General features: G+C 63.5%; 21 protein-coding genes and 1 pseudogene. 9 read left to right on the top strand and 13 right to left on the bottom strand.

From position 1 onward, the window contains the following. Positions 1-17: 17 nt before the first annotated feature. The gene (locus FJ423_RS01365; RefSeq protein WP_140838552.1) at positions 18-1,055 is read right to left on the bottom strand and encodes a lytic transglycosylase domain-containing protein; all 1,038 of its coding nucleotides are present in this window, start codon (positions 1,053-1,055) and stop codon (positions 18-20) included. A 165-nt stretch (positions 1,056-1,220) separates the two neighbouring features. Between FJ423_RS01365 and FJ423_RS01370 the strand changes: the two genes are divergently transcribed. Beyond that, a complete protein-coding gene (locus FJ423_RS01370) occupies positions 1,221-1,790 on the top strand; it encodes a methylated-DNA--[protein]-cysteine S-methyltransferase (protein ID WP_140838554.1) in 570 nt (189 codons plus the stop codon). An 11-nt stretch (positions 1,791-1,801) separates the two neighbouring features. Here the strand turns inward: FJ423_RS01370 and FJ423_RS01375 are convergent, their stop codons facing one another. Beyond that, entirely contained in the window at positions 1,802-2,128 is a 327-nt protein-coding gene (locus FJ423_RS01375; protein ID WP_140838556.1) for a hypothetical protein, read from the bottom strand. A gap of 278 nt (positions 2,129-2,406) precedes the next feature. Here FJ423_RS01375 and FJ423_RS01380 point away from each other — a divergent pair, with 278 nt between their 5' ends. After that, a complete protein-coding gene (locus FJ423_RS01380) occupies positions 2,407-2,619 on the top strand; it encodes a cold-shock protein (RefSeq protein WP_027168154.1) in 213 nt (70 codons plus the stop codon). Positions 2,620-3,073: 454 nt separating this feature from the next. Here the strand turns inward: FJ423_RS01380 and FJ423_RS01385 are convergent, their stop codons facing one another. From FJ423_RS01385 to FJ423_RS01395, 4 genes are read right to left on the bottom strand one after another with little or no spacing between them, the layout of a single operon-like run. Beyond that, positions 3,074-3,682 carry a glutathione S-transferase family protein gene (locus FJ423_RS01385; protein ID WP_140838558.1) on the bottom strand — a complete coding sequence of 203 codons (609 nt, stop codon included), beginning with the start codon at positions 3,680-3,682 and terminating at the stop codon, positions 3,074-3,076. Between the two features lie 44 nt (positions 3,683-3,726). Continuing rightward, positions 3,727-3,873, bottom strand: a complete 147-nt coding sequence (locus tag FJ423_RS33435) for a hypothetical protein (RefSeq protein WP_181174691.1) — start codon at positions 3,871-3,873, stop codon at positions 3,727-3,729. Continuing rightward, positions 3,873-4,733, bottom strand: a complete 861-nt coding sequence (locus FJ423_RS01390; protein ID WP_140838560.1) for an EAL domain-containing protein — start codon at positions 4,731-4,733, stop codon at positions 3,873-3,875. The genes FJ423_RS33435 and FJ423_RS01390 overlap by 1 nt, the downstream gene beginning before the upstream one ends. Then, positions 4,730-5,632 (bottom strand): EAL domain-containing protein, encoded by a 903-nt coding sequence (locus tag FJ423_RS01395; RefSeq protein ID WP_140838562.1) that lies wholly within the window; start codon positions 5,630-5,632, stop codon positions 4,730-4,732. Before FJ423_RS01395 ends, FJ423_RS01390 begins: the two co-directional genes overlap by 4 nt. 219 nt (positions 5,633-5,851) lie before the next feature. Between FJ423_RS01395 and FJ423_RS01400 the strand changes: the two genes are divergently transcribed. Then, positions 5,852-7,054, top strand: coding sequence for a pyridoxal phosphate-dependent aminotransferase (locus FJ423_RS01400; protein ID WP_140838564.1), 1,203 nt, complete (start codon positions 5,852-5,854; stop codon positions 7,052-7,054). A 63-nt stretch (positions 7,055-7,117) separates the two neighbouring features. On the opposite strand, the gene FJ423_RS01405 is transcribed toward FJ423_RS01400, so the two are convergent. After that, positions 7,118-7,513 carry a cupin domain-containing protein gene (locus FJ423_RS01405; protein ID WP_140838566.1) on the bottom strand — a complete coding sequence of 132 codons (396 nt, stop codon included), beginning with the start codon at positions 7,511-7,513 and terminating at the stop codon, positions 7,118-7,120. 298 nt (positions 7,514-7,811) lie between these two features. Here FJ423_RS01405 and FJ423_RS01410 point away from each other — a divergent pair, with 298 nt between their 5' ends. After that, positions 7,812-9,341 carry a GGDEF domain-containing phosphodiesterase gene (locus tag FJ423_RS01410; RefSeq protein ID WP_140838568.1) on the top strand — a complete coding sequence of 510 codons (1,530 nt, stop codon included), beginning with the start codon at positions 7,812-7,814 and terminating at the stop codon, positions 9,339-9,341. A gap of 78 nt (positions 9,342-9,419) precedes the next feature. Beyond that, positions 9,420-9,777 (top strand): annotated as a pseudogene (locus tag FJ423_RS01415) (aminotransferase class I/II-fold pyridoxal phosphate-dependent enzyme); the annotation flags it as partial. Between the two features lie 44 nt (positions 9,778-9,821). On the opposite strand, the gene FJ423_RS01420 reads toward FJ423_RS01415, so the two are convergent. Next, complete coding sequence (locus FJ423_RS01420) at positions 9,822-10,415, bottom strand: isoprenylcysteine carboxylmethyltransferase family protein (protein WP_246680056.1); 594 nt, start codon at positions 10,413-10,415, stop codon at positions 9,822-9,824. A 107-nt stretch (positions 10,416-10,522) separates the two neighbouring features. On the opposite strand from FJ423_RS01420, the gene FJ423_RS01425 reads away from it, so the two are divergent. The 3 genes from FJ423_RS01425 (at position 10,523) to FJ423_RS01435 (ending at position 15,025) form a co-directional block, all read left to right on the top strand. Further along, positions 10,523-11,380, top strand: a complete 858-nt coding sequence (locus FJ423_RS01425) for an alpha/beta hydrolase (RefSeq protein WP_140838570.1) — start codon at positions 10,523-10,525, stop codon at positions 11,378-11,380. Between the two features lie 322 nt (positions 11,381-11,702). Then, positions 11,703-13,751: an elongation factor G gene (locus tag FJ423_RS01430; protein WP_095766583.1), complete on the top strand. Its 2,049-nt coding sequence runs from the start codon at positions 11,703-11,705 to the stop codon at positions 13,749-13,751. A 776-nt stretch (positions 13,752-14,527) separates the two neighbouring features. Further along, positions 14,528-15,025 carry an isoprenylcysteine carboxylmethyltransferase family protein gene (locus FJ423_RS01435; protein WP_140838572.1) on the top strand — a complete coding sequence of 166 codons (498 nt, stop codon included), beginning with the start codon at positions 14,528-14,530 and terminating at the stop codon, positions 15,023-15,025. Positions 15,026-15,172: 147 nt separating this feature from the next. Here the strand turns inward: FJ423_RS01435 and FJ423_RS01440 are convergent, their stop codons facing one another. Together FJ423_RS01440 and trxB are read right to left on the bottom strand one after the other, a co-directional pair. Beyond that, positions 15,173-16,069, bottom strand: coding sequence for a LysR family transcriptional regulator (locus FJ423_RS01440; protein WP_095766582.1), 897 nt, complete (start codon positions 16,067-16,069; stop codon positions 15,173-15,175). Positions 16,070-16,139: 70 nt separating this feature from the next. Then, on the bottom strand, positions 16,140-17,114 hold the full coding sequence (gene trxB, locus FJ423_RS01445; protein ID WP_140838574.1) for a thioredoxin-disulfide reductase: 975 nt from the start codon (positions 17,112-17,114) through the stop codon (positions 16,140-16,142). Between the two features lie 278 nt (positions 17,115-17,392). Between trxB and FJ423_RS01450 the strand changes: the two genes are divergently transcribed. After that, on the top strand, positions 17,393-17,869 hold the full coding sequence (locus tag FJ423_RS01450; RefSeq protein WP_040989590.1) for an Lrp/AsnC family transcriptional regulator: 477 nt from the start codon (positions 17,393-17,395) through the stop codon (positions 17,867-17,869). 69 nt (positions 17,870-17,938) lie between these two features. Here FJ423_RS01450 and FJ423_RS01455 read toward each other — a convergent pair whose 3' ends face one another. Genes FJ423_RS01455 through rfaE1 form a run of 3 tightly spaced genes read right to left on the bottom strand, consistent with a single transcriptional unit; the run spans position 17,939 to position 20,625 of the window. Beyond that, the gene (locus FJ423_RS01455; RefSeq protein ID WP_140838576.1) at positions 17,939-18,568 is read right to left on the bottom strand and encodes an HAD family hydrolase; all 630 of its coding nucleotides are present in this window, start codon (positions 18,566-18,568) and stop codon (positions 17,939-17,941) included. Further along, the gene (locus FJ423_RS01460) at positions 18,561-19,133 is read right to left on the bottom strand and encodes an SIS domain-containing protein (protein WP_140838579.1); all 573 of its coding nucleotides are present in this window, start codon (positions 19,131-19,133) and stop codon (positions 18,561-18,563) included. Before FJ423_RS01460 ends, FJ423_RS01455 begins: the two co-directional genes overlap by 8 nt. 7 nt (positions 19,134-19,140) lie before the next feature. After that, positions 19,141-20,625 (bottom strand): D-glycero-beta-D-manno-heptose-7-phosphate kinase, encoded by a 1,485-nt coding sequence (gene rfaE1 / locus FJ423_RS01465; protein ID WP_140838581.1) that lies wholly within the window; start codon positions 20,623-20,625, stop codon positions 19,141-19,143. Positions 20,626-20,633 lie beyond the last annotated feature (8 nt).

Genomic DNA, 20,633 nt, shown 5'->3' on the forward strand with positions numbered 1-20,633 from the left:
CGCGGGGAACCGTCCGCTCAGGCGTCGGGTGGCAGGCGGTGCCGCTTGCGGTCGACGCCCAGGCCAGTCGCCTCGAGCAGGCCTTTGCGCTTGGCGTCGTAGTAATAGCCGGTCTGGTAGAGCACGTCGGCCCGCTTGGCGTTGCCGCCCGAAACCAGCCAGGCGCCGCGCAGATACTTGACCGCATATTTGAGGTTGGTTTCGGCGTCGAACAGGCCGGTCGCCGGTCCGTCATAGCCCATGCCGCGAGCCGTCGCGTGCTTGATCTGCATCAGCCCCCAATGTCCATGATTGTAGGCTTTCGGGTTGAAGGTGCTTTCACGATTGACGACATGGCGCACCAGATCGATCGGCACTTCATAAATCGCCGAATATTTCTCGATCAGCCGTTCGATCTCGCCGCGCGGGCCGCTGGCGTGCTGCTCGGGTTGGCCGGGTGCCGCAAGCAGCGCCGGGTTGTCCGGCACCACATAAGCGACCTGTTGGACGCCGGGCATCGGGGCGACTTTGGCCGACTGGCCGGTGACCGGCATGGCAACGCCTGCGGTTGTATAGACTGCCTGCTTGATGGATGCCGCTCGGCTGATGGATCCAGGGCCGGTCCGCGAGCCGCCGGCCGTCAGCACCGGCGGCGGAAACTGGCCGGCCATCGGCGTCGCTCCCGCGAAAGCCGCAGGCTGAGCCAACGCCGCGGCGGGCGCGCCAGGTTGGACAGGCGGCGGCAACAGCGCGCTTTGCGTCGCAGGCGCGCCTTGCGTCGCGGGCGCGCCTTGCATCGCCAATGCGCTTTGCGTCGCAGGCGCCCCTGGCGTGGTCGCCATGGCGACGGCATCGCCAGCCAGCGCGGCAGTCTGCACCTGCGCGAGGCCAGAAGGCTCCGGCAGCACGGCCACCGTTTCGGGCAGCGCGAGCGTCGGCGTATCATCCGCGACGGCCGGCGTCGAGGCTTCCGCAAGCGCGGGCGCGGCCTTCATCTGCGAGGTCGAGGTACAGCCGCTGAGACCAGCAGCGGCTACGAGCACGCTGAGCGCGGTGAATATGATTTTAGCTGGCAAGCCGTGCGGGTCCGGTTTGTCGGTTGTTAAGGAGTCCTTACACCAGCGATTCACACCCGGCAATCGGGGCCACCCGGCGGTTTTCGGGTGGCGACAACAGGGCCGAAGTGCCATATTGTTCTGGATATGTACTCGTTTTTCGCTGTTTTGCCGAAGGAATACGCCATGAAACCCACATCCCAGATCACGGCCGGCCACGCAGTGTTAGAAACAGTGATCGGCTTCATGGGCATTGCCTGGAGCGAGAAGGGCCTGATCCGGCTTTGCCTGCCGGAGCGCAGCCGCGAAGCGGTCGAGCGCCGGCTGCTTCGCCACCCCGGCGTCTCAGCCTCGACAGACCAGCCGTCCTGGGTGGTCGATCTGATCGCCAAGATCAAGGCCTATGCGGCCGGCGAGGACGTCGACTTCTCGAGCGTGCCGGTCGATCTCGACGGCGTCGACGATTTCCGCCTCGCCATCTACGACGCGGCTCGCAAGCTCGGCTTCGGCGAGACCACCACCTATGGCGAACTGGCCAAGCGCGCCGGCCATGCGGGCCTTCCGCGCGAAACGGGCGCGGCGCTAGGCGCCAATCCGGTGCCGCTGGTCATTCCGTGCCATCGCATCCTGGCGGCCGGCGGCAAGATCGGCGGCTTCTCCGCGCCCGGCGGCTCGGCCACCAAGGAAAGGATGCTGTCCATGGAAGGCGTTCGCGTCGGCCCGCCGCCGGCGGCGCAGGCTTCGTTCGGGTTCTAAGGCGCCGCGTATCAGTCCTGCAGGAACCGGCGGCGGAAACGCCGCTCGAAATCCGGACGCTTGCAGACATAGACCATGCAGGACCGGGTGTCGGCGCTCGGCACGTAGGCGCGTGCCCTCACTTCGCCCGCGTTGCAGAAACGCTCGTCGCGCACATAGCGGTCGTAGAGCGGCAGCCCCGGCACGCGCGTCGACTGGTAGCGCAGGATGACGGCGCCCTGTCTGGCGATCGTCGCCTGCACCCGGTCGCAGCTCATGCGCGTCGGATCGTAGCGCGTCACCGCCTGCGCTTCCGCGGCCAGCAGCAGGAAGCAGGCGGCAAGCAGAATGGCTTTCATGGCTTCTCTCCTCGGAAGGGCAAGCATCCCATCCCTCCACAACGCGGCACCGCTGTCAAAACTTCCATGCTTGTATTCCGCTCGATCCGGGATGCGGGGCAGCGTCCAGGCAACCCATCTTGTTTTCTTGCTCAAACTATCCTATATCCGCAGCATTGAATTTGGCCGATCGATCGGGCCGCGATCTTCGCGTTTGCTGACGTCTATCTCCAAAATTTCGATACCGCCGGCCGGACGTTGGTCCGGTCAAACAAAAGCAAATGTGAAGGGCATTCTATATGGCAACTGGTACGGTCAAGTGGTTCAACGCCACCAAGGGCTACGGCTTCATCCAGCCTGACAATGGCGGCGCGGACGTTTTCGTCCACATCTCCGCTGTCGAGCGCGCTGGCATGACGAGCCTGGCTGAAGGCCAGAAAATCAACTTCGAGATCGAGCAGGACCGCCGCACCGGCAAGTCCGCTGCTGGCTCTCTTAGCAAGGCAGCCTGATTTGGCTTAAGCATTTTGCGGCAGGCTTTACGGCCAGCGGCGCAAAATGCGACTAAGTAAGGCGCGCACCGGGCGAAGGTTCGGGGCGCGCGGCAAGTCACGGATGTACTGACGGTCGCGCGAGAAGCGCGCCGGAGCGAAAAGACCCGACAAGCTGGAACAGCAGATAGCTGCCGGCCCGGACCAGACGCTCCCGATCAGGCTACCGGCAGAGGAAGGCGGGCATTGCCCGCCTTTTTTGTTGTCTGGATTTTGGCGAGTTGCCTCCTTCTCCCCGTTCACGGGGAGAAGTGCCCGGCAGGGCGATGAGGGGGCAGCGCCAAGGTTTCAGGACTGTCATTTTGGCTGACTTAGTTAGGCCGGCGCAGCCCCTCATCTGGCTGCCGCCATCTTCTCCCCGTGAACGGGGAGAAGGAAGCTGTCCCCCAGCCTTTCGCCAATCGCCGGCGCTGCCTTAAGGCACCCACTCGATCGGCACATGTCCCTTGTCCGCCTCGACGCGCTTCAGCCAGGCGGCGACCGCCGGATAGGCGTCGAGCTGGAAGCCGCCCATCCCGGCGGTGTGGGTATAGGCGTATAAGGCGATGTCGGCGACGCTGTAGGCGTTGCCGGCGAAGGATTCGTTCCGCTCCAAATGCTGGTTCATCACGCCGAGCGCCTTGTTGCCTCGCTCCAGCGTCTGCGCCAATCGTTCAGGCGTGGCGTCCTTCGCCCGTTCCGGAAAAGTCAAAAGCGCCTTGCGCACCGCGATATAGGGCTCATGGCTGTATTGCTCGAAGAACAGCCATTGGTAAGCCAGCGCGCGTTCATACTTGTCAGCAGGCAGGAAGCGCGTGCCTTCGGCAAGATAGAGCAGGATGGCGTTGCTCTCGGCGATACGCCTGCCGTCGTCGAGCTCGAGCATCGGCACCATCGCGTTCGGATTCTTGGCGACGTAGTCTGGTTTGCGTGTCTCGCCGGTATGCGAGCTCACCTCGACCCGGGTGAAAGGAATGCCGAGCTTGGCCATCAACAGCCGCGGCTTATAGCAATTGCCGCTGTCGGCCATGTCGTAAAGGATCATCGCACATACCTCGCGCGTCGTCTGAAGCCCATTTCAGCACGGCTCTAACGCGCCCAGGCGAGACCATCCAGTGATTTGTTTTCAAGAAGAACCATCAGCGGCGCTGATATTTTTTTTCTCTGCATCAGCGATGCTGATGCGTCTTTTGGATCGAGCATCAGCGATGCTGATGCGTCTTTTGGATCGAGCATCAGCGATGCTGATGCAGGGGCACGACCTTGTTGCCGGCGTCGATGAGAGCGTCGATGGAAAGCGGTTCTTCCTTGAAGACCGTGCCGGCGAGCGCCGGGCGGGCGAGATGGAAGCCTTGCAGCAGGTCGACGCCGCCCTCCAGCGCGACGCGCAAGTGCTGTGCATTCTCGATGCCCTCGACCAGCACTTTGGCGCCGCGCTCGTGCAGCATCGCCACCAACGGCCGGAAGAAGCGTTCGGCGGCGGCATGACGGCAGAGCTCGCCAAACCAGGCGCCATCGATCTTGACGATGTCGGGTGCAAGCAGATCGATGCGCGCTTCGGTCGAATGCCCCGTGCCGAAATCGTCGATGGCGATGCGGATGCCGTCGCGCCGCATTTCGCGCACCAGGCTGGCAAGAACCTGGTCGTCGGCTGCCTGTTCGGTGATCTCGCAGACCAGCAGGCTGGGCTCAAGCTCCAGATCGCCGAGATGCCTGGTCATCAGCCGGATCTCGGCGAGCGCACGTCCGAGATGATCGTTGATGGTCGGATTATAGTTGAAGAACAGCGTCAATCCCTCGACGCCGATGTTGCGGTAATTGCCGAGATGCAGCATCCGGCACATCGTTTCGACAAACAGAAGGTCGGACGCGGGAATGCTGCCGAAGAAGACCGAAGCGGCTACCGGCTGCGCGACGCGGCGCGGCTCGATCAGCCCCTCGACGGCGACGGCTCTGAGCACCCTGCCCTCCGGCGCGAAGATCGGCTGATAGGCGCTCCACAGCCGGTACTCGCCATAGACGCCGAACTGTAGGCCGATCTCGTCGGCGAAGATCGCCTCGGCGACGTTGCGCCGCCTGTCTGATTGTCCGCTCATGGCGCGACCTTGCGCCCGAACACCCTTGCCGGCCGTCCGTGCAGCGTTGGGGCCGCCGGGCTTGCGGCGGCCGGTGCCTTGCTGTCTTCGCTCGAAGGCTGCTGCGCGCCCTTGCCGAAGACGCGAAAGCTGGTGGGGGCAAGTTCCGGCCGGGCAAGCACGTAGCCCTGCACCATGGAGGCGCCGGACCTCTCGGCGAGCTCCAACTGCCAGCCTTCCTCGATACCTTCGAAGACGGTGCGGATGCCCTGATTCTCGAAACTTTGCACCATCGCCGTCAGCAAGGCGAAGCCGGCGCCGGACTCCATCAGATGGGTGATCCAATTCGCATCGAATTTGACGATGTCTGGCTTGAGTTCCTTGATCCTATTGATGTCGGAATCATCGGCACCATAGTCGTCCACCGCGATACTGAAGCCATTGGCCCTCAGCGCCTCGACAAAACCGTAGAGCGCTTCCTGCGAAGCCGATTTCTGCTCGGTGACCTCGCAGACGATGCGGCGCGGATCGATGCCGGCTTCGTGCAGCACCAGCCGCATGTCGCGCAGGGCCTTGTCGGCGATGTGACGATCGGTGAAGACCGACGGGTCGAAATTGACGAAGATGGAGGCCTCTTGCGGCAGGCAGGCGCCGGCGTTCAGAAGATGCAGCGTGCGCGTCAGCGCCTCGATATGCAGCCGGTCGGCCGCCGGGCAGGTGCCGAAAAATGTCCCCGGCGACTGCGGCTCGCCATCGCGGAACGGCCGGATCAGCCCTTCGAAAGCGACGACCGAGAGCTTGCCCTCCTTGAAGGCGAAGATCGGCTGGAACGCGCTCTGCAACGTATAGATGCCCCAGACACCGGTCGAGGTGCCGTCATCATGACGGATGATGTGGGCGAGCCCGATGCTGCGCGACAAGGTTTCTCGCTCCGCGAATAGTCGCAATCCGATCTGCGATCCTGCCAGCCAAGGGTTTACCGGCCGTTGATGAATTTAGCGTTGCCGCTCACGCAGGTTGACTTTGGTCACGCCTCCTTGACCTCTGGCTCATCGCACAATGCTTGCGCTCCGCGCCATGATGCGACATGAGAAGCGCCGCGGCCGCTCCTGGCCGCTTTTCCTAGGAGACATTTCGTCATGGCCTTTCTCGCCGACGCCCTTTCCCGCGTTAAGCCTTCCGCGACCATCGCGGTGACGCAGAAAGCGCGCGAGCTGAAAAATGCCGGCCGTGACGTGATCGGCCTCGGCGCCGGCGAGCCGGACTTCGATACGCCCGACAACATCAAGAACGCGGCGATCGAGGCGATCCGCCGCGGCGAGACCAAATATCCGCCGGTTTCCGGCATCGTGCCGCTGCGCGAGGCGATCGCGAAAAAATTCAAGCGCGAGAACAATCTCGACTACCGGCCGGAGCAGACCATCGTCGGCACTGGCGGCAAGCAGATCCTGTTCAACGCCTTCATGGCAACGCTGAACCCGGGCGACGAGGTCGTCATCCCGCGCCCCTATTGGGTGAGCTATCCCGAAATGGTGGCGATCTGCGGCGGCACGTCGGTGTTCGCCGACACCTCGATCGACAACGGCTTCAAGCTCACCCCGCAAGTGCTGGAAAAGGCGATCACGCCGAAGACCAAATGGCTGCTGATGAACTCGCCGTCGAACCCGTCGGGCGCCGCCTACACGGAGGCCGAGCTGCGGGCGCTGGCCGACGTGCTGCTCAAGCATCCGCATGTCTGGACGTTGACCGACGACATGTATGAGCACCTGACCTATGGCGATTTCGTCTTCAAGACCATCGCCGAGGTCGAGCCGAACCTCTATGAGCGCACGCTGACCATGAACGGCGTGTCGAAAGCCTACGCCATGACCGGCTGGCGCATCGGCTATGCCGCCGGCCCGGTGCCGCTGATCAAGGCGATGGACATGATCCAGGGTCAACAGACCTCGGGCGCCTGCACCATCGCGCAATGGGCTTCGGTCGAGGCGCTGAACGGGCCGCAGGATTTCATCGCCAGGAACAAGGCGATCTTCCAGGGCCGGCGAGACCTCGTGGTCTCGATGCTCAACCAGGCGCGCGGCATCTCCTGCCCGTCGCCGGAAGGCGCCTTCTATGTCTACCCGTCCTGCGCCCAGCTGATCGGCAAGAAGACCAAGACGGGCAAGGTGATCGACAATGACGAGGCCTTCTGCTCCGAACTGCTGGAGGCCGAAGGTGTCGCGGTGGTGTTTGGCTCGGCCTTCGGCCTCGGACCGAACTTCCGCATCTCCTACGCCACGTCGGACGCCTTGCTGGAAGAAGCCTGCACGCGCATCCAGCGCTTCACCGCGTCGCTGACCTGATCGGCCGCCCGGCCGGCCAGCAAGAAAAACCCGGCGCCGCGCCGGGTTTTTCTTGGACGCCGATCAGCTGCGATATTGCTCCTCGGAAACCTGCTCCAGCCAGTCGGCGTGGACGCCGTCCAGCGCCTCCTGCATGGCGATGTGTGTCATGGCGGTTTTCCGGCCGGCGCCATGCCAGTGCTTTTCGCCCGGCGCGAAGGAAACGACATCCCCTGCCCTGATCTCCTGCACGGGGCCGCCCCAGCTTTGCGCCAGGCCGGCCCCGGCGGTGACATAGAGCGTCTGTCCAAGCGGATGCGTGTGCCAATGGGTGCGCGCGCCGGGCTCGAAGCTGACCAGCGTCGCCCTGAGCCGCGCCGGCGCCTCTTTCTCGATGATCGGCGTCTGCAGCACCCGCCCGGTGAAATATGTCTCCGGCGCGATGATCGTCGGCACGCTGCCGCACGCAATGAGCTTCATCGTTCAGATCCTCTCGAACAAAGCGCCCCGCGCGGCGTCTCACGCGGTAGTTTCACCTCGTCGGGAGACCGTTGCAACTGGCTTTGAGCCGTTGCCGGGCGGCAACCTCGATTTCTCATTCGCGCAGCGGGCGGATTGCAGCATTAGAATGTCAGAGAACCGTCACAAATAGTTGCTTTTTAACCATAAAATCGCGATCTCCACTCGGCGGCAAAGGAATAGATCCAGGCAGCAGCCACGCTCAGCGTTTCTTAACGGCTAAGGTCCTAGCCATGTCGCGTGCTGTGGGGGCGCGGACATGAGTATCTTGGCGACAATCAAAGATCACAGCGGCCGTATCTATCGCGGCATCCAAGCGTTGCTCGTGATGAGCATCGCCGCCACCGGGCTTGCGGCTTTCGCGCTGACGGAGAACGCCTCCCGCGCCGGCGCGCTCGCGGTGTCGGTGACTTCGACCTTATTGGCGCTTCTGGTGTTGATGTATATGCGCTCGAACGTCGTCCAGCGCCTGCAATCGGCGGCGGACGCCGAGGCCGAGAAGCATCGCTTTCTCACTGTCGATGCCATGACAGGCGCCATGACCCGGCGCTACTTCATCGAAGCGTTGGGTGATTGGCTGAGCGGCTCGCGCAATCGCCGCCAGGCAAGCCTGCTTTTGATCGACCTCGATCATTTCAAGCAGCTCAACGACACGTTCGGCCATCAGTTCGGCGATCTGGCGCTGGCGCATCTGGTCGCGGAAGCGCAGCGCATCTTCGAGGGCGGCGTCATCGGCCGGCTCGGCGGCGACGAGTTCGGCATCATGGTTCCGCATGGCGACGTCGCCAGTATCGGCAACGACGCCCGCCGGCTGCTGCATGCGATGCGGGCCGGCAAGAGACATGAAGGCAAGATCATTCCCCTGTCGATCTCGGTGGGCGTCGCGCTCGCGCCGTTGCACGCTTCGAACGGCACTGAATTGATGCTGCTGGCCGATCTCGCGCTCTACGAGAGCAAGGCGGGCGGCCGCGGCCGCGTCACCGTTTTCGACGAGGAGATGCTGTCTGACAAACGCTATCGCCGGCTGGTCGAACGCGAGCTGCGCGCCGCAATCTATCTCGGCGAATTGGAACTGCACTACCAGCCGATCGTCGATCCCGACGGCTCGGTCGACGCGCTGGAAGGATTGATCCGCTGGCGTCATCCCGTGCGCAGCTTGATCTCGCCGTCGGAATTCATCCCGATCGCCGAGCGTTCGACGCTGATCGACATGATCGGCGAATGGGTCTTCAAGCGGGCCTGCGCCGATATCGGGCATTTTCCCGGACGGCGCATCTCGATTAACGTCTCCGGCGAGCAGCTGAAGCGCGACGAGATCGTGACGATGTGCGACCGGGTCCTGCGCGAGACCGGCCGGTCCGCGTCGCAGTTCATCATCGAGATCACCGAGACGGTGGCGACGGCCGCGACGCCCGAGGTTCTCAGGCGCCTCGAGGCACTGCGCGGCCTCGGCTTCCACATCGCCCTCGACGACTTCGGCACCGGCCATTGCGGCTTCAACTACCTGAAGTCGCTGCCCATCGACAGCGTCAAGATCGATCGCTCCTATATCCGCAGCCTCGCCCACGACCAGGTGGCGCAGATCTTCGTTTCTGCGCTTGCGCAGATCGCCCGCATCCAGGACATCGCCATCGTCGCGGAAGGCGTCGAAACCGCGGAGGAATTCGCGCTTGCCCGGACGGCCGGATGCAGCCGCTTCCAGGGTTATTTCTTCGGCAGGCCGGCGCCGCGCGACAAGGCAAGCGCGTTATGTGCCGCCGCCCGCGAACCGCTCGCCCTCACAGCCTAACAAGCAAAAATGGCGGCCTGCTGAACCCAAGCCGGCGAACGTCCTATTTTTCTTGCCCTCCGACAAACCCGTGTGACGATGGCTTTGGGAAGAGGTGAAACCCTGAAAAATGCCGGCCGTGACGTGATCGGCCTCGGCGCCGGCGAGCCGGACTTCGATACGCCCGACAACATCAAGAACGCGGCGATCGAGGCGATCCGCCGCGGCGAGACGAAATACCCGCCGGTCTCCGGCATCGTGCCGTTGCGCGAGGCGATCGCGAAAAATTCAAGCGCGAGAACAATCTCGACTACCGGCCGGAGCAGACCATCGTCGGCACCGGCGGCAAGCAGATCCTGTTCAACGCCTTCATGGCGACGCTAACCCGGGCGACGAGGTCATCATCCCGCGCCCCTACTGGGTGAGCTATCCCGAAATGGTGGCGATCTGCGGCGGCATCTGGCAATCCTTCCATTGGGGAGAATCCCTGCCCTGTGTCGGCTACCATCCCAGTCGCGGCCAGAACAGGCCGGCTCGACCGCGATAGGCCTGGTAATCGCCCGCCAATGGCGTCCGCGAAAATTTCTTTTCTTCGCCCAGCGCCGCAACCACATAGAGGACGGCGATCCCGGCGACCGGCACCACCGCCCAGATCGACCAGGTCGCGATCCCCCATCCAATCCAGAAGATGATGTATGACGAGTAGAAAGGGTGGCGGATGTAGCGGTAGGGGCCACGGGTCAGCAGGCTGTGCGGATTATCGGGCGCGAAGGCGAAGTGCAGCCGCGCCTTCCGCGAGGTGACGATCGCCCACCAGAAGAGGGCAGAGCTTGCCAGTTCGACGGCGAGCCCGGCGAGCTTTGCCGGAACCGGCTGCGATTGGATCCACAGGATGGCGAGAAAGAAAAAAGTCGTAGCAATCACCGCTGCCGAAATCACCATGGCGCCTGGAAACATGGCCTGCAATTGGAAATGCGCCCGCATCGACCAGACATATTGGCCAATGGTCGCGATGCTGCAAATCGAGACAAGAAGATCGAGGAGTGATTCCATCGTAGGGGTTTCCGCCGGTGCTGCCATCCAGCCGGTAGCCACGCCGGCCGCTTATTTCCAGGAACCCTCTCTTAACCACATGCTTAAAGAAGATATAGAGCCCCGGATGCGATGTTGGCCACCAGCCACATCCGAGGATCTAATCCAGCATGAGCGTCACTGACCGCACAATCCGTACGCCGCAGGCTGATTTGCGCCTCAGCCAGTCGTCTGGTTCCGGCATGCCCATCGTCATGATCCACGGCTCGGGCAGTTCGCGCGCCGTCTTTGCGCGTCAGTTCGACAGTCCGCTCGCCGATGCCCACCGGCTGATCGCTTTCGACCTTCCCGGCCATGGCGACTCCTCCGATGCTCGCGACCCGGCCGCAACCTATACGATCACCGGCCTCGCCCAGACCACAGCCCGCCTTCTCGATGCCCTCAACATCGGCCACGCCATCATCTTCGGCTGGTCGCTTGGCGGCCATGTAGCGATTGAACTTGCCAGCTTCCATCACGCGGTGAACGGTCTGGTGTTGACCGGGGCGCCGCCGGTGTCGAGGGGGCCGCTCGGCATGCTGCGTGGCTTTCATGCCAACTGGGACATGCTGCTCACCTCCAAGAAAGTTTACTCCGAACGCGACATCGAGCGCTTTGAGGCGTTTTGCTTCGGCGGCAGCGCAAGTCCGTCTTTCCGCGAGGCTATAAGGCGCACCGACGGCAGGCTGCGCTCGGGCGTGGCGTTCGGCATGTTTGCCGGCAAGGGCGCCGACCAGAAGCAGGTGGTCGAGAATGCCCCCTTCCCGGTCGCGGTGATCAATGGGGAGCATGACCCGCTCGTGCGGCTGAGCTACTTCGAGACAGTGGCCTACGCCTCGCTGTGGGAACGGTGCCATGTCATATCCGGCGCCGGCCACGCACCTTTCTGGGAAAAGCCGGACCTATTCAATCCGCTGCTGTCACGCTTTGCCGAGAAGGTAGTGAAGCAGAGCGCAGTCATGCCGGTGCGCCGAACCGAGGCCGGCTGAGCCTTTATTGACATCTTCCGATTCCGGCTTCTCGCGGACGGCCCAATTGGCAGGTGCCGGCTTGGCTTTTAGCGGCTGCGGTCTTGCCCTCACGGGCTGACAAACAGGAAATCGCGACCTGACGAAACCCAAGCCGGCGAACGTCCTATTTTTCTTGCCCTCCCGACAAACCCGTGTGACGATGGTTTTGGGAAGAGGTGAAAACCCGCCCGCGACGGCCGAACAGGCCGGCCGCCGCTCTGCATAGGGTGCGATCGGACGCAAACCGGTTTCCACTTTTGCTGATCGCTCTCTTGGGAAACGCCTGAGTGGAGGTTCAGCCATGGGTACTCGCGCCGGAGGACGACGCACGGGACCGAAATGCATTGCCATAGTCGGTCCCTTCGCAAGCGGTAAGACGACACTTCTCGAAGCCATCCTCGCCCGCACGGGCGCCATTCCCCGCCAGTCACCGGTTTCATCGGGCAACACCGTTTCCGACCATTCGCCGGAGGCACGCGCCCACGCCATGAGCGTCGAGGCGACCTTCGCCACCACCGATTTCATGGGCGAGCAGATCACTTTCGTCGACTGTCCCGGCTCCATCGAATTCGCCTTCGAGGCCGAACCCGTGCTTGCCGCTTGCGACCTCGCGGTCGTCGTCGCCGAGGCCGATGAGAAGAAGATCCCGGCGCTGCAGCTCATCATGCGCAAGCTCGACGATCTCGCCATTCCGCGCATCCTGTTCCTCAACAAGGTCGACAAGGCGGTCGCGGGCGTGCGCGAGACGCTGAAGATGCTGCAGCCGGCAAGCACGGTACCGTTGCTGCTGCGCCAGATTCCGGTGCGCAAGGACGGCATCGTCATCGGCTCGATCGATCTGGCGCTGGAACGCGCCTACATCTATCGCGAATACGCCGAGAGCCAGGTTGCCGAGATCCCGAACGACGACAAGGCGCGCGAGCTGGAAGCCCGTTTCTCCATGCTGGAGACGCTCGCCGATCATGACGATCACCTGATGGAGCAATTGCTGGAGGAGATCGAGCCGCCGAAGGACGCTATCTTCGACGATCTCTCGGCCGATCTGCGCGCCGGCGCGGTGACGCCGGTGCTGATCGGCACGGCCGAGAAGGGCAACGGCGTGCTGCGCCTGTTGAAAGCCATCCGCCATGACGCGCCGGATGTCGAGGCGACGCGGAAGCGCCTTGGCGCGCCGGACGGCCAGACGGTAGTGCAGGTGATGAAGACCATTCACACCGCGCATGGCGGCAAGCTTTCGGTGTCGCGCGTGCTCTCGGGCCAACTGGCCGACGCAGCCGAGCTCTTCCTTTCCAACGGCGACACGGCGAAGGTTTCCGGCATCTACAGGATGCTCGGCAAGGACCAGTCGAAGCTGACATCCGCCAAGGCGGGCGACACGGTTGCGCTCGGCAAGCTCGACAACGTCAAGACCGGCCAGACGCTGAGCTCGGCCAAGGGCGGCATCCGGCCATTGGTCACGCTGGAGCCGCCGCAGCCGGTCTTCGCCTTCGCGCTTCGCCCCAAGGAGCGCAAGGACGAGGTCAAGATGTCGGCGGCGATCCAGCGGCTTGCCGAAGAAGATCCATCGCTCAGCCTGCGCCACAACCAGGACTCCGCCGAAACCGTCCTGTCGGGTCACGGCGAGATGCATCTGCGCGTGGTGCGCGAGCGCCTCGAAGGCAAGAACCAGATCCCGATCGAGGGCCATACCCCGGCGGTGCCTTACCGGGAGACGATCCGCAAATCGGCGCAACAGCGCGGCCGCCACAAGAAGCAGTCCGGCGGCCACGGCCAGTTCGGCGACGTGGTGATCGAGATCAAGCCGCTGCCGCGCGGGTCCGGCTTCCAGTTCTCCGACACCATCACCGGCGGCGTGGTGCCGAAAACCTATATCCAATCGGTGGAGACCGGCATTCGCGACTATCTGAAGACGGGCCCGCTCGGCTTTCCGGTCGTCGATGTCGCCGTCAATCTGTCGGATGGTTCCTACCACGCGGTCGATTCCTCCGACATGGCCTTCCAGATGGCGGCGAAGCTCGCGATGAAGGAAGGCATGGCCGCCTGTTCGCCGGTCCTGCTTGAGCCGATCATGAAGGTCGAGATCGTCACGCCCTCCGACGCGACCTCCAAGATCATCGCGCTGATCCCGCAGCGGCGCGGCCAAATCCTCGGCTATGATGCAAGGCCCGATTGGCCCGGCTGGGACGTCGTCGAGGCGACCATGCCGCAGGCCGAAATCGGCGATCTGATCATCGAGCTGCGCTCGGCGACCGCCGGCGTCGCCAGCTACAAGGCCACTTTCGATCACATGGCCGAGCTCACCGGCCGGCTGGCCGACGAAGCGATGAACGCCAACGGCAAAGCGGCCTAGAGCAATTCCGGGAAAAGTGTGAGCGGTTTTCCGTGCGGAATTGCGAAAGAACAAGGAGATAGGGCGTTTCGCCGTTTCCGTGAAACGGTGAAACGCACGAGCCTGCTGGCAGGCTTCTGTTGGAGATATGAAATCGGCGTCCGGATGATCCGGACGCCGTTCCTATTGCGGACCGTTCTCCTGGGAGGCAACGGCTGGTCCGCCGCATCCGTAAAAAGGTTCGGACGCGGTGCTTGCCTGAGCCCGGTCTTTCGAGTGATGCCCCCATCTCCCGAGCCGACCAACCGCGTCCTATCGTCTACTTAAACGATAGAGTGGGTCTGCGACATGTTACCCGATGTTACATGTCACTGTTACGCGGTGGATTCAGTCGTTTTCTTGCCGGCTCGAAGGCATGCGGGCAACAAAAAAGCCGGATCAATAAAGATCCGGCTGAGTTTGATTGGAAGTGCCGATTAAGGCTAACCTCCAGAGGGGAACACTCGAGGGCGCTAATGGGAGGAGAACGCGCCCCGGAGATGCGACTATATATGTGCTCATCATGCCCAAGAAACAAGCATCTATTTTGCAACACACGCATGCAAAAAGACGCAGGCTGTGGTCCAACCTGTTCCTCGAAGCCATAGGACCAGAAAAGTCGCCGATTCCGGCGCGTTTCAGGCGCTAAAGCGACTGCTTAAAAGCAAACCGAGCCGATTTTGCTCAGAAATATGCGAGTCGGCGAAATGATGTCGATTTCGGCAGGCCGAGTTTATTTTTACGGCAGGAGACCGATGATGCGAACTTTTTCAGCAATCGCCGCCAGCGCGCTGTTCCTGGTCGCAGCGCCGGGCGTCGTCGCCGGCTTGGCGCCGTGGCTGCTGACCGACCATTATCGCAAACCTCTGTCGGCCCTGCCGGGCTTCGTGGCTGTGGGCTCGATTCTTGTGATCGGAGCGGCCGCCATCCTGCTTCATGCCTTCGCCCGCTTTGCCCTCGAGGGCCTGGGCACGCCCGCTCCCGTGGCTCCGACCGAGAAACTGGTCGTAGGCGGCGTCTACCGCCATGTACGCAATCCCATGTATGTGGCGGTGTTGTCGATCATCCTTGGCCAGGCGCTGATCTTTTCGAGTTGGGCGGTGCTGGTCTACGGCCTCATCGCCGCGGCGACGATGATCTCCTTCGTCAAGCTCTATGAAGAGCCGACGCTCGCCAACCGCTATGGCGAAGAATACGAGGTCTACCGCCGCGCCGTGCCCGGCTGGCTGCCGCGCCTGAAACCCTGGCGCGGATAAGCCGCCCTTTCCGAGAGGGGTGCCGATATTCAGGTCAGGCCGAGTCGAGAACGGTAGGCTCCGAGAACCGGAACGGAGCGTACTTCAAGTACGTGAGTACCGGAAGCGCAGGAGCCTGCCGTTCGCAGGCAGGCCTCACCTGAACATTCAGTAAGACCAGCTGCGCGCCTTGGCGATGATAAAGTCGCGAAACACGTGCAGCTTCGCCTGGTTCTTCATCGCGTCGGGATAGGCGAAATAGGTGTCGAAGGACGGCACCTCGGTCTCCGGCAGCAGCTGCACCAGGTTCGTGTCCTTGTTGATCACATAGTCCGGCAGCATGGCGATGCCGGCGCCGCCCTGCACTGCCCGCTTGATCGACAGGATGTCGTTGATCTGCAGCGTCGGCACCCGCTGCCCGCCCTCGAAATCGCCGACCGTCTCCAGCCAGTTCAGCTCCGACAGATGCGAGGGCACCGGCAGGCCGAAAGTGACGATGCGGTGGTTCCTGAGCTCGGCGATCGAGGCCGGCCTGCCGAACTTGGCGATATAGGACGGCGCCGCATAGAGGTGGAAATGCACCGTGAACAGCCGGCGCTGGATAAGGTCGGGCTGCTGTGGCTGGCGCAGCCGGATCGCGCAATCGGCCTGGCGCATGGTGAGATCAAGCTCCTCATTGGCCAGGATCAGTTGCAGGCTGATCTCGGGATAGAGCTCAATGAATTCCTGCACGCGCTCGGTCAGCCAGCCGGCGCCCAGGCCGACCGTGGTCGTCACCCTGAGCACGCCCGACGGCCGATCCTTGGTTTCGGTCAGCCGCGTCTTGATGGTTTCCAGCTTCATCAGCACGTCATGCGCCGTGCGGAACAGCATCTCGCCCTGCTCGGTCAGCACCAGGCCGCGCGCATGGCGGTGGAACAGTGCAACGCCGACGTCGTGCTCAAGCGCGCTGACCTGCCGCGAGATGGCCGATTGCGACAGATGCAGCGTCTCGGCGGCATGGGTGAACGACCCAGCCTCCGCCGCTGCGTGAAAAACGCGTAGCTTGTCCCAGTCCAGCGCCATGATTCCCCTCGCGTTGCCTTTGGCGTCTGAATGAAAAATCAGGCTTTTAAACGGCTCTTTCAGCCGATTGTCATTCCGCCGCTTCGCGGTGAACCTCGATGCCCGCCAGATATTTTTCCGCCTCGAGCGCCGCCATGCAGCCAAGCCCGGCCGCCGTCACCGCCTGGCGGTAGACGTCGTCGGTGACGTCGCCGGCGGCGAACACGCCGGGCACGTCGGTGCGGGTGGAATCGGGCGCCGTCCACAGATAGCCGTTCGGCTTCTGCTTCAGCTTGCCCGCGAAGAGCTCGACCGCCGGCGCATGGCCGATGGCGACGAACACGCCGTCGACCGGCAGCTTCGATTCCTGGCCGGTCACCACGTTGCGCAGCGTCAGGCCCTCGACCGAGGGCGGCAGCGGCGCCTTGCCCGGCCGTCCGGTGATCTCGTCGACGACCGTGTCCCAGATGACGCGGACATTGTCCTTCTTGAGCAGTCGCTCGCGCAGGATGCGCTCGGCGCGGAAATCGCCGCGCCGGTGGATGACGGTGACGCTCTTGGCGAGGTTCGACAGATAGAGCGCCTCCTCGACCGCCGAATTGCCGCCGCCCACCACCGCGACGTCCTTGCCGCGATAGAAGAAGCCGTCGCAGGTGGCGCAGGCCGAAACGCCGAACCCCATGAAGGTCTGCTCCGACGGGATGCCCAGCCATTTCGCCTGCGCGCCGGTGGCGATGATCAAGGCGTCCGCGGTGTAGACGGTGCCGGAATCGCCTGTGGCGCGGAACGGCCGCACATTGAGATCGACCTCGGTGATGATGTCGTTGATGATGTCGGTGCCGACATGCTCGGCCTGCTTGAGCATCTGCTCCATCAGCCACGGACCCTGGATCGGATCGGCGAAGCCTGGATAGTTTTCCACGTCGGTGGTGATCATCAATTGGCCGCCCTGCTGCAGGCCGGCGACCAGCATCGGCTTCAGCATGGCGCGCGCGGCATAGACCGCCGCCGTGTAGCCGGCCGGGCCGGAACCGATGATAAGAACGGGCGCGTGTTTGGTGTTCATGAAAAAGTCCCCTGCGGCGCGAAGCCGTGGTTTTGTTGGGCTTAATGTAAGTGTTGCCCGTGAGACCAGCAAGGCAAGTTGGCTTTCGTCCCCGGAAAGCTTCGTTCCTCGCATATCGGGCATATCGCAGCCCCGCACCGATGCATGTCGTCCGCAGATATGCGCGGCTCTGGCATCACCGCATGCATCAAAAGAAGGAGAAAATCATCGTAAAGGGATGGCCTCCCAGGCGAAACCAAATTACAAAATCGCGAAAGATTCTTGCGCGAAAGCCGTCCATGCCGCTCAAAGCCGACCTCGATGCCATCGACTGGAAGATCCTGCGCGAACTGCAGGGCGACGGCCGCATGACCAATGTCGAATTGTCCAACAGGGTCGGCATTTCGGCGCCGCCCTGCCTGCGCCGTGTCAGGCGGCTGGAAGAGGCCGGCATCATCCGCGGTTACCGCGCGCTGCTGAACGCGCCGGCGCTCGGCATGGATGTCGTCGCCTTCTGCCTGATCGGCCTGCATCATCAGGCCGATGCCGAGCTGAAGACCTTCGCCGAACGCACGCGCGGCTGGCCGATCGTGCGCGATGCCTGGATGGTTTCGGGCGAATCCGATTTCTTGCTGCATTGCGTGGCGAGTGACCTCGGCACATTCCAGACCTTCGTCATCGAGGAACTGGCCTCCGCCCCCAACGTGGATACCGTACGCACCGCCTTGACCATCCGGCGCGTCAAGGACGAAGGGCTTGTCGCCTTCCCAACTTGATGTGCCGGCTTCCTGAAAATCATCTGCAAAAACAAAGGGCTTAGCGCTGGGCTTTGAATCAACCTGCGATCAGAGCAACCGTATCGCGGCAAGCAGTCCCTCAAGGTCCGTGGCGCCGCGCAACGGCGAAACCGAAAACCCGCCTATCGTCGAGCCTTCGCCGTCCACCAGCCAGCCACGCGCAAGGCCGGCGCGCTGGCCGGCTTCCATATCGGCCGGCTTGTCGCCGACGATCAGCGATCGGCTGAGATCGAGGCCGAGGCGGCGGCCCGCCTCCAGCAGCATGCCCGGATTGGGCTTGCGCATCGGATGATCGGCAACCGCCAACGCGCCCCTGCCGGCTTCGTGGTAGGCGCAGGCAAGCACCATGTCGACGAAGGCATTTTTCTCAGCCAGCAGCTCGAGCACACGCCCATTGACCCGCGCGAACGCGTCCCAGCCGAAATAGCCGCGCGCGATGCCGGACTGGTTGGTGATGACAACGACCGGAATGCTGCGCTCGTTCGCGGCCTCGATGACCGGCGCGATGCCGTCGCGCAGCACCATGGTCGCCGGAACGTCTGGATAGCCGGTATCGACATTGATGGTGCCGTCGCGATCGAGGAACAGCGCCGGCCGGCCGGCCGGAAACGTCCTGTCACCGACCTGCTCGACCCAAAGGCCCGGCCCGGCCAGTGGAAAGCCGTCGCTCTCAGCCATTGCTGAGGCGCGCTTCGACAGCCTCGCACAGATGGTGATAGAGGCACAAATGCCCCTGCTGAATGATCGGCGTCGAGGTCGACGGCACGTTGAGCAGAATGTCAGTCAGCGGCTTGAGCTTGCCGCCGGTCTCGCCTGTCAGGCTGATCACCGTCATGCCCATCGCCCGCGCCTGCTCAGCGGCGGCAAGGATGCTCGGCGAATTGCCGCTGGTGGAAATGGCGAGCAGCACCGCGCCTTCCGATCCATGCGCCTCCACCTGGCGCGAGAAGACGGTGTCGAAGCCGTAGTCGTTGCCCCAGGCGGTCAGCACCGCGGCGTTGGCCGGCAGCGCGATGACGTTGTAGGCCTTGCGCTCCTTCAGGAAGCGGCCGACCAGTTCTCCTGCGATGTGAATGGCGTCGCTGGCCGAGCCGCCATTGCCGCAGATAAGCAGCGCCTTGCCTTGCGACAGCGCCCCCACAACGGTGCTCACGGCCCGTTCCATCTCGTCGGTGAGGTCGCGCTCGACCATCGCCGATATCGCCGCCGCGGAGCGGACCAGGTAGTCGTTCAAATTGGACATGAGATCCTCAGTTTGCGGCACGCAGCTTGCCGATCGTGTTCGTCGTGCTCTTGCCGGCGACGAGATCGACCAGCACCACGCGCCCGCCCGCCTTCTGCACGACATCGGCGCCGACCACGGTCTCGACCGTGTAATCCGCGCCCTTGACCAGAATGTCCGGCAGAAGCGCCTCGATCAGCTTCAGCGGCGTGTCCTCCTCGAAGACGACGACTGCATCGACAGAGGCAAGTGCCGCCAGCACGCAGGCGCGGTCATGCTGGTTGTTGACCGGGCGCCCCGGCCCTTTCAGCCGGTGCACCGAGGCGTCGCTGTTGAGACCGAGCACCAGCCGGTCGCACTGGCTGCGCGCGGCATGCAGCAGGCTGACATGGCCGGCATGCAGGATGTCGAAGCAGCCATTGGTGAAGCCCACGGTCAGCCCCTCTTCCTTCCAGGCAGCGACCATCCTGGCCGCGGCATTGAAATCGAGGATGGCGTCCTGATGGCCGGTCGGCCCGTGCGAGCGGAACAGCGCGCCGGATAGCTCCTCGACGTTGAGCCGCGCCGTGCCGCGCTTGCCGACGACCACGCCGCCGGCCGCGTTGGCGATGACCGCCGCATGCACCCGGTCGGCGCCGGCGGCGAGCGACAGCGCGAAACTCGCGATGACTGTATCGCCGGCACCGGAGACGTCGAAGACTTCGCGCGCCTGGGTGGAGATGTGGCGGGCGTCCTCGGCGGAGACCACGCTCATGCCCTTCTCGCTGCGCGTGGCGACGATGAACTCGAAATCATGCGTGGCGATCAGGTCGCGCGCCGCCGCCACGATCTCGTCATCGCCGAAGACCTTGCGCCCGACCGCCTCGCCAAGCTCCTTGCGGTTCGGCGTCACAGCCGTGGCGCCGGCATAGCGCGCATAGTCGCGTCCCTTCGGATCGACCAGCACCGGCTTGCCGGCATCTCGGCAGATCGCGATCAGCTCGCCGGCGACGCCGTCGAGCAGGATGCCCTTGCCGTAATCGGAGAGGATGACGATGTCGGCGCGGCCAAGCGCCGCCTGGAAATGATCGATGAGCTTCGCCCGCTCGGCCCCGGTGAGCGGCTTGATCTCTTCCTCGTCGAACCGCAGCACCTGCTGGTTGAGCGCGCTGAAGCGGCTTTTCGACGAGGTCATGCGGTCCTGGCGCTGCAGGAGCCCGTCGGTATCGACGCCGATCTCGCTGAGCATGCGCATCAGATTGTCGCCTGCCTGGTCGGCACCGATCACCGAGACGGGAATGGCGGCCGCGCCCAACGAAACGATGTTGGAGACGACATTGCCGGCGCCGCCGATGTTCAACGCCTCGCCCTTTCCATGCAGCACGGGAATGGGAGCTTCCGGCGAGATGCGCTCGATCACCCCGCTGACGAAACGGTCCAGGATGAAATCGCCCACCACCAGCACGGTGACGTCGCCGAACCGGGCGATGGTGCGATGCAAAGGTTCCGGAGAAGGCAGATGGTGCTTGATCATCTCGCTCG

Origin of the sequence: Mesorhizobium sp. B2-8-9 (assembly GCF_006439475.1) — a bacterium.
Lineage (GTDB): Bacteria > Pseudomonadota > Alphaproteobacteria > Rhizobiales > Rhizobiaceae > Mesorhizobium.